The sequence below is a fragment of the Limosilactobacillus rudii genome (genome assembly GCF_014145455.1).
GTDB lineage: Bacteria > Bacillota > Bacilli > Lactobacillales > Lactobacillaceae > Limosilactobacillus > Limosilactobacillus rudii.
The window spans coordinates 70,920-82,949 of sequence record NZ_JACIVB010000063.1 but is presented as its reverse complement, the minus strand read 5'-3'; the positions used below and the strand labels follow the sequence as shown (position 1 = coordinate 82,949).

The following is a 12,030-nucleotide window of genomic DNA, read 5'->3' as shown; positions in this document are numbered from 1 at the left end:
TAAATAAAGGTGGTACCACGGGAGAATACTCGTCCTTACATTTGTAGGGGCGAGTATTTTTTATGGAGGCGAAAAGATGAAACTAAAAGTTGCGCTGGGCCAGTTAGATATTGAATATGCTCAACCGGAGAAAAATGTGGCAAAGGTTAAACGTATGGTTGCAGAAGCAGCGACTCATAATGCTGATGTAGTTGTATTACCTGAAATGTGGAATACCGGTTATGCATTGTCACGGTTAGACGAGTTAGCAGATATAGCAGGACAAAAGACACGGAAGTTATTGGAAAAAGTTGCTGCCGATTGCAAGATTGATATCGTTGGTGGTTCGGTCGCGACAAATAAAGAAGGTCAATATTTTAATACCACGTATATTGTTGATCGGACCGGCAAAACTATTAGTAGCTATGATAAGGTTCACTTATTTGGCTTAATGAGTGAAGATCAGTATCTAACTGCTGGTGAAAAAGAAAATTATTTTACTCTTGCTGGAGTTCCAAGTGCGAGCTTCATCTGTTATGATTTACGTTTTCCTGAATGGGTTAGAACGGTCGCTTGTCACGGGAGCGAAATCTTATATTTCCCAGCAGAGTGGCCAGCTGAACGAATTTCGCAGTGGAAACGTCTCGTGCAGGCGCGAGCAATTGAAAATCAGGCATTTGTTGTTGCGGTCAATCGGGTGGGGGACGATCCAGATAATCATTTTAGTGGTCATTCCATCATTGCTGATCCGCTTGGCAATATACTTGTTGATGCTGGTGAGGTAGAACAAGTATGTTACGGAGTAGTTGACTTAACTCAAATAAAGGCAGTCCGGGGACCAATCCCAGTATTTAAGGATCGGCGTCCAGCATTATATAGATAGGAGGATTCACCATGAAATTTGAACAATCACGACTTTTAGATGGGTTACCAAAGCAATTTTTCGCAAATTTAGTTGCTAAGGTGAATAAAAAAGTTGATGAAGGAGTTGATGTTATTAACCTAGGGCAAGGAAACCCAGATAAGCCAACTCCTGACTACATTGTAAAGAGTACGCAAAAGTGGGTAGCTGATCCACAAACTCATAAGTATTCCCTATTTCGTGGCTTACCAGCTTTCAAACAGGCGGCAGCTGATTTTTATCATAAGAAGTATGGGGCACAATTTGACCCAGAAAAAGAAGTTGCTATTCTTGGTGGATCAAAGATTGGGCTAGTGGAGTTACCATGGGCATTGATGAACCCTGGCGATACCTACTTGTTACCTGATCCGGGGTATCCTGACTATTTATCCGGTGCTGCATTAGGAAAAGTAAACTTTGTCACGGTACCATTGCTAGCAGAAAATAATTTTTTACCTGATCTTGATGCGATTCCAGAAGAAACCGCTAAAAAAGCCAAGTTCTTCTATCTTAATTATCCAAATAATCCAACTGGTGCAGTAGCGACACCAGAATTCTATGAGAAACTGGTCAGCTGGGCTAAGAAGTATCAGGTTGGCATTATCAGTGATTTTGCGTATGGAGCAATCGGATTTGATGGTAAGGCGCCGGTTAGTTTTATGCAAACACCAGGTGCTAAAGATGTTGGAATTGAGTTCTATACTTTCTCTAAAACATTTAATATGGCAGGCTGGCGAATTGCGTTTGCGGTTGGTAATCAAGATATTATTGAAGCGTTGAATCTGATTCAAGATCACTTATTTGTAAGCCTCTTTCCTGCTTTACAGCGGGCAGCAATTGATGCGTTGACAGCTCCACAACGAGATAGTGCAGTAGCAACAATTGTGGGCCGGTATGAAGAACGACGAAATGCGTTTGTGGAGGCGGCAGAGAAGATTGGGTGGCATGCCTTTATTCCACGGGGGACATTCTATGCGTGGATGCCAGTACCAGCGGGGTATACAAGTGAGCAATTCGCTGATGTATTACTCAATAAAGCGGGGGTAGCCGTAGCGCCAGGAAATGGTTTTGGAACCCATGGCGAGGGCTATGTTCGGATTGGCTTATTAATAGAACCAGAACGGCTGGTTGAAGCAGTTAACCGGATTGGCAAATTACATTTATTTGATTAGGAGGTTATTATAATGACATTAAAGTATACAGTATTAGGCGCTGGTGCAATGGGACTACGGTTTGGTGTTTTATTACAGGAATTAGCTGGTGCTCAGGTTGATTTTGTTGATAACTGGGATCCACAAGTTGAAACGATTAAGAAGCAGGGCGGCGTATACGTATCACGAGACCATGAAAATCGTCACTTGGTCCCTGTTGATATTTATTCACCTGAAGAATATCAGGGGGATCCAGATGTTTTCATTGTTTTTGCTAAGCAGATGACACTTAGTGACTTACTCGAACGCAGTGCTCACTTTTTCCATTCTGATCACCAATATGTTTTTTCTGGGATGAATGGAATGGGGCATATTGAAAAGATTAACAAGTATTTTCCCAAGGAACACGTTATTGCCGGAACCTGCTTGATTGGAACTGTCCTCAATAAGGCAGGGGATGTCGACTTTATCGGTAAACCTGGTGCCGGCTCAATCAATCTTGCACCACAAGTGGGCGAACCAGATGAACGGGTAAAAGAAATTGTTGCTGATTTTACCACTGCTAATATTAATCCCCATTTAAATGATAATTTTTATGGCACTTTATTGACGAAAGTCGTATTTAACTCTGTTATTAATACAATCTGTACCTTATTTGAAATTCAAATGGGGCAATTTATTGACTATGACGGTGCCGAAAAATTAGGTAAACAATTAATTAATGAGGCATTTGATGTTGCTGAGCGGGCTGGCATTCAACTATTAAGTACGCGTGAAGAAGAATGGCAAACGATTAAGTATGTTAGTGAAGTTACCAATCCGCTTCATTACCCATCCATGTACCAAGACATGAGTAAGAACCGGCCAACAGAAGTAGATTACATTAATGGTTATATTTATGACCTAGGCAAGAAATACAATTATGAAGCCTCAACCCATGACTTCTTGCGTAATCTTGTTCACCTAGCTGAAAATACACGTAAGTTTAGGCAATAATGGCGGTAATAAATGTTACTAAGCCCAAAATAATTCCTAGAAAATTAGCGATAACTACCGGTCAGTCCTTTCATGGCTTGAGACTAACCCATAGTGGAACATTGATGGCAGCAAAGAATAGTTGTATTAAATCGGGTAACCAGCTAGGTTTGCTGCAATTTTTTATAAAATCAATGGTTAAATTTTAGAAGTAAAAGTAAAAAAGATCGGGAAATTCTTACCGATCTTTTTTACTTTTGTTCATCAAATTCTTCTAACTTTTCAGCTGCTTCTGTCCAGGCAATTTCTACCTCTTCTGACTGAGCCTTTAATTCATCAAGCTGTTTTTGCAAATCAGTTAATTTGCCGATATCGGTTGCAATATCTGGTTGACTCATTTGCTCTTGAACTTCTTCTTGTTTTGTTTCAAGAGTTGCCATTTGTTGCTCAAGGTCATCAACTTGACGCTGAATTTTTCGCCGTGCCCGTTGTTGTTCTTTACTTTGTTGGTATGACTTTTTTCCAACGGTTGTTTTAGTTGTTGGGGCAGTGTCAATATCGTTAGAATTTTCTTTAGCGAGCGCAGCAAGGTAGTCATCATAATTTCCTTCATAGTGCTTGATGCCGTCCTTACTCATTACGAGAACATCAGTTGCAACCTGGTTAATGAAGTAACGGTCGTGTGAAATAAAGAGGACGGTACCATCAAATTCGTTGATTGCATTTTCTAGTACTTCTCGACTGTCAATGTCAAGGTGGTTAGTCGGTTCATCAAGGATAAGGAAGTTAATTGATTTAAATGATAATTTAGTTAATTCAAGCCGTGCTTTTTCGCCACCAGAGAGTTCGTGGACTACTTTATAAACATCATCACCGACAAAGAGGAAGCTGCCAAGTAAGGAACGAATATCTTTTTCAGGAACTTCAGGATGATCGTCCCATACTTCTTCTAAGACAGTTTTATCTGGGTGAAGTTGTTGCTGCTCCTGGTCGTAGTAACCGACTTCAAGGTTGGCGCCGGGCTTAATAGTTCCGCTAATTAATGGAATTTTGTGGAGGACAGATTTTAATAGTGTTGACTTACCGATTCCGTTTGGCCCGATGATTCCAACTCGTTGTGGTTTGCGAATACTGAAAGAGAGCGGACCTGCTAAGATTTGGTTATCATAGCCAACCTTTGCTTGCTCAACATCTAATACCTCATTGCCGCTTGGCTTATCTGCATGGAAATGGAAGTGAATAGATTTGTCGTCGGTTTGGGGCCGTTCTAGGCGTTCCATCTTTTCTAGTTGTTTTCTACGTGCTTGTGCTCGCTTAGTGGTTGAAGCACGGACAATATTACGATTGACGAAATCTTCAAGCTTGGCGATCTTTTTTTGTTGCTGGTCATAATGCTTCCACTCAGCTTGTAGCCGTTCTTGCTTATGCTGGACGAACTGGGAATAGTTTCCCGTATAGTGAGTCAGCGTTTTATTATCAAGGTCATAGACGTCTTTAACAACTTTATCTAAAAAGTAACGGTCGTGAGAAACAATCAAGAGGGCACCTTGATAACTTTTAAGGTAGTCTTCTAGCCACGATAAAACGTTCATATCAAGGTGGTTAGTCGGTTCATCGAGGATTAGTAGACCTGGGGCTTGTAAAAGAATTTTTGCAAGGGCCAATTTCGTCTTTTGTCCCCCTGAAAGAGAATTAATAGGGGTATCATAACTATCTTCGCCAAAACCGAAGCCATGTAAAATTCCCCGCATCCGGGAAGCATACTCAAAGCCACCCTGCTTTTTGAAAGTAGTTTGCAGGCTGTCATATTTTGATAGCACTTGTTGGTATTGTGGATTACTGCTATCAAGGTCAGCCAATTGTTGCTCGAGGTCGTGGATTTGCTTTTCCATTTTATGGAGGGGAGCAAAAACTGTATCTAGTTCAGTCCAAATACTATTTTGGCTATCGAGTCCTTGGTCCTGGGCAAGATAACCGATTGTTAGGTCCTTAACTTTTGTAATTGTCCCCTCATCCGGTTCAGTAATACCGGCAATCATTTTAAGAAGGGTAGTTTTTCCGGCACCGTTACGACCAACCAGTGCGGTTCGTCCGTGCTCCTGAATTTGCATATTCATATTGTGAAATAAAACATCGGCACCAAAACGCCGCATTACGTCATTTGTTTGTAAAAGTAACATTATTGTAACCTCATTTAATACGTTGATTTAATATGGTTTTATTTTAGCAGATTTTAAATTTAAATAAAAAATTTCAAAATATTTTTGTATTTTAGTTCACAAAAAACCTTTTAATTGCTAGAATATACACAGAATTAAATTTCACAAAGTAAAAATTAGTGGTATCGTCCATCTCGAAAAACCTAGCATTAGTTGGCGACTAGGTTGGCGAAAACTAATTTTAGGAGGAACAAAAGTAGAATGGCTAACAAAAAAATTCCACGTGCAACTGCTAAACGGTTGCCAATTTATTTTCGCTATCTTAACGTATTAAAGGATGCAAATAAGCAACGGGTTTCATCAACGGAGCTATCTGACGCAGTTCAAGTGGATTCAGCAACGATTCGTCGCGACTTTTCATATTTTGGTGAACTTGGTAAGCGGGGATATGGTTATGATGTTGAGAGTTTATTAAAGTTTTTCAAGGGAATTCTTCATCAAGATTCTTTGGTAAGTGTTGCCCTTGTTGGTGTTGGTAGTTTAGGGAGCGCCTTATTAAACTTTAATTTTCACCAAGACACAAACTTACGAATTAGTGCAGCTTTTGATACTAAGCCAGAATATGCGAACACGGTTAAGAGCGGTATACCGATCTATCCTTCAGAAGATATGGTTAAGCAATTAAAAGAACAACAAATCGATGTTGTTATTTTAACTGTTCCGGGGATTAAAGCCCAGCATGTTGCAGATCAATTAGTTGAAGCAGGAGTAAAGGGAATTCTTAACTTTACACCAGTGCGATTATCTGTGCCTAAAAATGTTCAAGTGCAAAATATTGATTTGACGAATGAATTACAAACATTGATTTACTTTATAAAAAACTATACTGAAGATTCAGCTGAATAATTTAGTAGAAAGCATTAGTTTGATAGAAATATTAAACTGGTGCTTTTTGTGTACTAATCAAGCGTAATTAAACATTTTTTTACGGAAAGAATACGTTCAAAACGATGATGGTCAAAAAAAGTCAAAGTGTTTTTATTGCATTTTGAAAATAACATGTTATATTTAAATATGTATTTAGCACTTGGAGGTTTTGAGTGCTAAAAATAAAACTATTAACAAGATGGAGGGATTAACGTGTTAAAACCATTAGGAGATCGCGTTGTTCTAAAAGCTGAAACTGAAGAAGAAAAGACAGTTGGTGGAATTGTCCTTGCTTCGAACGTAAAGGAAAAGCCAACTACTGGAAAGGTTATTGCCGTTGGAGAAGGTCGTACTTTAGAAAACGGACAAAAGCTTGCTCCAGCTGTTAAGGAAGGCGACCGCGTATTGTTTGATAAGTACGCTGGTAACGAAGTAGAATATGATGGTGAAAAGTACTTGGTTGTTCACGCTAAGGACTTAGTAGCAATTGTTGAATAAAAATTACTAACTGAAAATTATTAAGGCTGAAGGATGGATTTCCTTCATTATTATGAAAAATGAAATTAATTTTGAGGTGACATAAATGGCAAAAGAAATTAAGTTTTCTGAAGACGCACGGAGCGCAATGCTCAGTGGTGTTGATAAATTAGCTGATACTGTTAAGACAACGATGGGTCCAAAGGGACGGAACGTTGTTTTGGAACAAAGCTACGGCACGCCAACTATTACTAATGATGGTGTTACGATTGCTAAGAGTATTGAACTCGAAGATCACTTTGAAAACATGGGTGCAAAGCTTGTTTCCGAAGTTGCTTCAAAGACTAATGATATTGCCGGTGACGGGACGACTACCGCTACTGTTTTGACCCAAGCAATTGTAAATGCCGGAATGAAGAATGTTACATCTGGTGCAAATCCAGTTGGTATTCGTCGGGGTATTGACAAGGCTACTGAAACTGCTGTTGAAGCACTAAAGAAGATGTCTCATGATGTAAAGACTAAAGATGACATTGAACAAATTGCTTCTATTTCAGCTGCTAACCCAGAAGTTGGTAAGTTAATTGCTGATGCAATGGAAAAGGTTGGTAACGATGGGGTTATTACCATTGAAGATTCCCGTGGTGTTGACACTAGTGTTGACGTTGTAGAAGGAATGAGCTTTGACCGTGGTTACATGTCACAATACATGGTTACTGACAATGACAAGATGGAAGCAGATCTTGATAACCCATACATCTTGATCACTGATAAGAAGATTAGCAACATCCAAGATATTTTGCCATTACTTCAATCAGTTGTTCAAGAAGGTCGCGCTCTCTTGATTATTGCTGATGATATTACTGGTGAAGCATTGCCAACGCTTGTTTTGAACAAGATTCGTGGTACTTTCAATGTTGTTGCTGTTAAGGCCCCTGGCTTTGGTGACCGTCGGAAGGCTCAACTTCAAGATATTGCGGTATTGACTGGTGGTACTGTTATTTCTGATGACCTTGGTATGAGCTTGAAGGATGCTACTGTTGACCAATTAGGCCAAGCAAATAAGGTTACTGTTACTAAGGACACTACTACAATTGTTGATGGTGCCGGCTCAAAGGAAGCTATCCAAGAACGGGTAGAACAAATCAAGCAAGAAATTGCTAAGTCTACTTCTGACTTTGACAAGGAAAAGCTTCAAGAACGTCTTGCAAAGCTTTCTGGTGGTGTTGCAGTTGTTAAAGTTGGTGCCGCAACTGAAACTGAATTAAAGGAAAAGAAGTACCGTATTGAGGATGCATTGAATGCTACTCGTGCTGCCGTCCAAGAAGGATTCGTTCCTGGTGGTGGTACTGCATTGATTAATGTAATTCCAGCTCTTGATAAGATTGATGCTGAAGGCGATGAATTGACTGGTATCAACATCGTTAAGGCAGCCCTTGAAGCTCCAGTTCGTCAAATTGCTGAAAACGCCGGTGTTGAAGGCTCAGTTATTGTTAATGAATTGAAGAATGAAAAAGAAGGTATTGGATACAATGCCGCTGATGGCAAGTTTGAAGATATGATTAAGGCAGGTATTGTTGACCCAACAATGGTTACTCGTTCAGCTCTTCAAAATGCTGCCTCTGTATCAGCATTGCTTCTTACTACTGAAGCAGTTGTTGCTGATAAGCCAGAACCAAAGGATAACCAAGCTCCTGCTGCCCCACAAGGCGGAATGGGCGGTATGATGTAATCTAGTTTTCTAGATGATTTTAACGGCTTTACACTTTTAGATGGGTGTAGGGTCGTTTTATATTATGAATAAGCAGTTTTTATCATTGTGATGGTGAAGACTGCTTTTTAAATTAATCTAAAGTTCTTAAATTGTGGTAAAGTTAATGAGTGTAAATTTTTAGCTAAATTATAAATGAAAGGAACTAAGAAATGGAAAAATTAAAGTTCCAAAAGATTACTTTGTTTTCAGGAGTAATGTTAGCACTAAACTCATTGATTGGGTCTGGGTGGCTATTTGGTGCTGGTACAGCTGCTAAGGTTGCAGGACCAGCCGCAATTATTTCCTGGATTTTAGGGGCGATTATTATCATCAGTATTGCCCTGACTTATGTTGAATTAGGAGCGATGTTCCCAGAAAGCGGTGGTATGAGTCGTTATGCGCAGTATAGTCATGGTCCGCTTTTGGGATTTATTGCGGCATGGGCAAATTGGATTTCCCTAATAACCCTTGTCCCGATGGAAGCCGTTGCCTCAGTTCAATACATGAGTTCATGGCCCTGGACATGGGCAAATTGGACTCACCATTTTATGAAAAATGGCAATATTACTACGCCCGGATTACTGGTAGTATTTGCCTTTATGGTAGTATTCACATTAATAAATTTCTGGTCAGTAAAGTTAATGACGCGGTTTACCAATCTTATTTCAATTTTTAAAATTCTTTTACCGACATTAACCATTATAATGTTAATTATCGCTGGCTTTCATCCGGGGAATTTTGGTCATAATCTTAGCACGTTTATGCCATATGGGAGTCGATCAATTTTTGAAGCGGCGGCTGTATCAGGGATAATTATGTCATATGATGCCTTTCAAACAGTAATAAATATGGGTGGTGAAATGGTTAACCCCCATAAAAATATTGTCCGGGGTGTTCTTATTTCGATGATTATTACTGCTGTAATTTACATTATGTTACAAGTAGCGTTTATTGGGGCAATTGATCCTGCATTCCTTGCACAAAAAGGATGGCATGGTATTAACTATACGTCACCTTTCGCAGATATTGCGATTTTACTTGGGATGAATTGGCTAGCAATTCTATTGTATATGGATGCATTTGTTTCACCGTTTGGAACAGGGGTGGCGTTTGTAGCAACTGCTTCTCGGGCACTGGCAGCAATGACCCATACTGGGCACCTTCCACAATGGCTTGGTCATCTTGAGCGACGATATATGATTCCCCGCTTTGCCATGGTTGTTGACTTGATTTTAGCAGTTATTATGGTTAGCCTTTTTCGTAATTGGAGTTTGTTAGCAACTGTTATTACGGGGTCGACTCTGATTGCTTACCTTACAGGGCCGGTAACTGTGATCTCATTACGTAAAATGCATACTAAACTAAAGCGACCATTTCATCCTAAATTTATGACTTGGCTTGCACCATGTGCGTTTGTTTTGACTAGTTTATCGATATATTGGACAATGTGGCCAACGACTGTTCAGGTTATTGGAGTTATCTTATTAGGATTACCAATTTATCTTTATTATGAGATTCGGTATCGACATGCAGCGGGACTAAAGGATTTGCAAAATTGCTTTTGGATGCTAGCCTACCTTGTTTTTATTTCGACTATTTCATATATTGGTAGCGATGGCTTTGGTGGTCAAAATTGGCTTAAATATCCATGGGATTTTGTTGTTATCATTGTTTGTTCCCTTGGCTTTTATTGGTGGGCAGTTGCTAGTCGGATGAAGGAAGTAGATCCAGCGGCAGAAAAAGTAAATGCAAAGGTAAAATTACCAGAAGAAGATTAATTGAGCCGTTGTATATTGCAAAGTTTATTGATAAATTGTAGTATTATCATTTATAAAAAAGTGAAAAATTAGAGGAGGATAGTATGTGGCGTTATTTAAAACGTGTTTTGATCGGGAAACCGTTAAAAACCCTCGATGAAGGGCAGACACATCTAACCAAGTTTAAAGCATTAGCAATGCTTTCATCTGATGCAATATCGTCAGTTGCTTATGGACCGGAACAGATTACGACGGTTTTAGTTACTTTGTCAGCGGCAGCAATTTGGTATTCGATTCCGATTGCGGCAATTGTTCTGATCTTGTTATTAGCGATTACGCTATCGTACCAACAGATTATTCATGCCTATCCTAGTGGTGGGGGTGCATATGTCGTTGCAACAAGAAATTGGGGAAGTAATGGTGGATTATTTGCTGGTGGATCCCTGTTAGTTGACTATATGCTAACTGTTGCCGTATCAACGACATCTGGGGTCGAAGCGATCACTTCTGCTATTCCGGCACTGTACAAGTTTTCGATTCCCCTTGGAATAATCATTGTTTTAATAATTATGTTTATGAATTTACGGGGGATGAGCGAGAGCGCTAATTTCTTGACGATTCCGGTTTATTTCTTTGTTGTAATGATGATTATTATGGTCATTTGGGGTGGATATAACATAGCAATGGGGCATATCCATTACAAAGCCATTGTTGATTATGGCACTCCGGTTTCAGGGATGTCATTTGTTTTACTAATTCGGGCATTCTCTGCTGGTTCATCATCATTAACGGGGGTTGAAGCAGTAAGTAATGCGGTTCCTAATTTCAATAGGCCGAAAGAGAAGAATGCATCGACGACTCTTGCAATTATGAGTGCCATTTTAGCATTCTTCTTTATTGCCGTTATCTTCTTCAGTTTCTACCTTGGTGTTGTTCCAAATTCACGGACAACGATTCTTTCGCAGATGGCTGCGCAAATTTTTGGGGGACATGGTCTTGGATTTTATATGTTACAGCTATCAACAGCAATGATTTTGGCGGTGGCTGCTAATACTGGTTTCTCGGCCTTTCCTATTTTAGCCTTTAATATGGCCAAGGATAAGTATATGCCACATGCATTTATGGACCGTGGCGACCGGTTGGGGTACTCTAATGGAATTATCTCATTAGCTATTGGTGCAATTATTTTAATCTTGATTTTCCATGGTCAGACCAACATGTTAATTCCGTTGTATGCTGTGGGGGTGTTTGTCCCATTTACCTTGTCACAATCAGGAATGATTATTCACTGGTTCCGTGAACGAGAGGGCTTCTGGCTTGGTAAGGCGTTTATTAATTTAGTGGGCGCATTAATCTCATTTGCCCTAGTTATCTGTCTTTTCTGGCAGCACTTTGCAAATGTTTGGCCGTACTTAATTATTATGCCGTTACTATTGTGGATGTTTCATGCTGTCCATCGTCATTATGTTAAAGTTGCTGCGCAGTTGCGAGTTGCTGAGAAGACAAAAGTTCAGTTGCACGATTATGATGGGGCAACGGTTATTGTATTAGTTGGTAATGTTACGCGGGTAACTCGTGGTGCGATAAACTATGCCCGGTCGATTGGTGATTATGTCATCGCTATGCATGTTTCATTTGATGAGAATCCAGGTAAAGAGCATAAAACAGCTAATGAATTTAAAGCTGAATATCCAGATGTTCGGTTTGTTGATATTCATTCTTCGTACCGTTCAATTGCTAAACCGACATTACGGTTTGTTGACGTGATTGCTAAACGGGCAGAGGCAAGAAACTATTCAACAACAGTGCTTGTGCCCCAGTTTATTCCAAAGCGGCCTTGGCAATTAGCTCTGCATAACCAGACTAGTGTCCGTCTTCGTGCACTATTAAATTCTCGGGAAAACATTATTGTTGCTAGTTACAATTATCATTTACAAGAATAGTGTAAGAA

The 12,030-nt window shown here is 39.7% G+C and carries 9 protein-coding genes; 8 read left to right on the top strand and 1 reads right to left on the bottom strand.

The features are described from left to right. Nucleotides 1-76: 76 nt before the first annotated feature. The 3 genes from H5S39_RS10985 to H5S39_RS10975 are packed head-to-tail and all read left to right on the top strand — an operon-like array spanning nucleotide 77 to nucleotide 3,027. Entirely contained in the window at nucleotides 77-862 is a 786-nt protein-coding gene (locus tag H5S39_RS10985; RefSeq protein ID WP_182597110.1) for a carbon-nitrogen family hydrolase, read from the top strand. A gap of 11 nt (nucleotides 863-873) precedes the next feature. Beyond that, entirely contained in the window at nucleotides 874-2,052 is a 1,179-nt protein-coding gene (locus H5S39_RS10980) for a pyridoxal phosphate-dependent aminotransferase (RefSeq protein WP_182597109.1), read from the top strand. A gap of 12 nt (nucleotides 2,053-2,064) precedes the next feature. Then, on the top strand, nucleotides 2,065-3,027 hold the full coding sequence (locus tag H5S39_RS10975) for a ketopantoate reductase family protein (protein ID WP_182597108.1): 963 nt from the start codon (nucleotides 2,065-2,067) through the stop codon (nucleotides 3,025-3,027). Nucleotides 3,028-3,257: 230 nt separating this feature from the next. On the opposite strand, the gene H5S39_RS10970 is transcribed toward H5S39_RS10975, so the two are convergent. Next, a complete protein-coding gene (locus H5S39_RS10970) occupies nucleotides 3,258-5,186 on the bottom strand; it encodes an ABC-F family ATP-binding cassette domain-containing protein (RefSeq protein WP_182597107.1) in 1,929 nt (642 codons plus the stop codon). A 240-nt stretch (nucleotides 5,187-5,426) separates the two neighbouring features. Here H5S39_RS10970 and H5S39_RS10965 point away from each other — a divergent pair, with 240 nt between their 5' ends. The 5 genes from H5S39_RS10965 to kimA all read left to right on the top strand — a co-directional run bounded on the left by H5S39_RS10965 (nucleotide 5,427) and on the right by kimA (nucleotide 12,022). After that, nucleotides 5,427-6,071, top strand: coding sequence for a redox-sensing transcriptional repressor Rex (locus H5S39_RS10965; RefSeq protein WP_182597106.1), 645 nt, complete (start codon nucleotides 5,427-5,429; stop codon nucleotides 6,069-6,071). A gap of 234 nt (nucleotides 6,072-6,305) precedes the next feature. After that, nucleotides 6,306-6,590 (top strand): co-chaperone GroES, encoded by a 285-nt coding sequence (groES, locus tag H5S39_RS10960; RefSeq protein ID WP_163705040.1) that lies wholly within the window; start codon nucleotides 6,306-6,308, stop codon nucleotides 6,588-6,590. Nucleotides 6,591-6,675: 85 nt separating this feature from the next. Beyond that, nucleotides 6,676-8,301, top strand: a complete 1,626-nt coding sequence (gene groL / locus H5S39_RS10955; protein ID WP_182597105.1) for a chaperonin GroEL — start codon at nucleotides 6,676-6,678, stop codon at nucleotides 8,299-8,301. 191 nt (nucleotides 8,302-8,492) lie between these two features. After that, nucleotides 8,493-10,100 (top strand): APC family permease, encoded by a 1,608-nt coding sequence (locus H5S39_RS10950; protein WP_182597104.1) that lies wholly within the window; start codon nucleotides 8,493-8,495, stop codon nucleotides 10,098-10,100. Between the two features lie 83 nt (nucleotides 10,101-10,183). Continuing rightward, entirely contained in the window at nucleotides 10,184-12,022 is a 1,839-nt protein-coding gene (gene kimA / locus H5S39_RS10945) for a potassium transporter KimA (protein ID WP_182597103.1), read from the top strand. Nucleotides 12,023-12,030 lie beyond the last annotated feature (8 nt).

Bases quoted from the DNA above. Each gene is read 5' to 3' on its own strand.
- H5S39_RS10985 (WP_182597110.1), top strand. From the start codon at position 77: ATGAAACTAAAAGTTGCGCTGGGCCAGTTAGATATTGAATATGCTCAA.
- H5S39_RS10980 (WP_182597109.1), top strand. From the start codon at position 874: ATGAAATTTGAACAATCACGACTTTTAGATGGGTTACCAAAGCAATTT.
- H5S39_RS10975 (WP_182597108.1), top strand. From the start codon at position 2,065: ATGACATTAAAGTATACAGTATTAGGCGCTGGTGCAATGGGACTACGG.
- H5S39_RS10970 (WP_182597107.1), bottom strand. From the start codon at position 5,186: ATGTTACTTTTACAAACAAATGACGTAATGCGGCGTTTTGGTGCCGAT.
- H5S39_RS10965 (WP_182597106.1), top strand. From the start codon at position 5,427: ATGGCTAACAAAAAAATTCCACGTGCAACTGCTAAACGGTTGCCAATT.
- groL (WP_182597105.1), top strand. From the start codon at position 6,676: ATGGCAAAAGAAATTAAGTTTTCTGAAGACGCACGGAGCGCAATGCTC.
- H5S39_RS10950 (WP_182597104.1), top strand. From the start codon at position 8,493: ATGGAAAAATTAAAGTTCCAAAAGATTACTTTGTTTTCAGGAGTAATG.
- kimA (WP_182597103.1), top strand. From the start codon at position 10,184: ATGTGGCGTTATTTAAAACGTGTTTTGATCGGGAAACCGTTAAAAACC.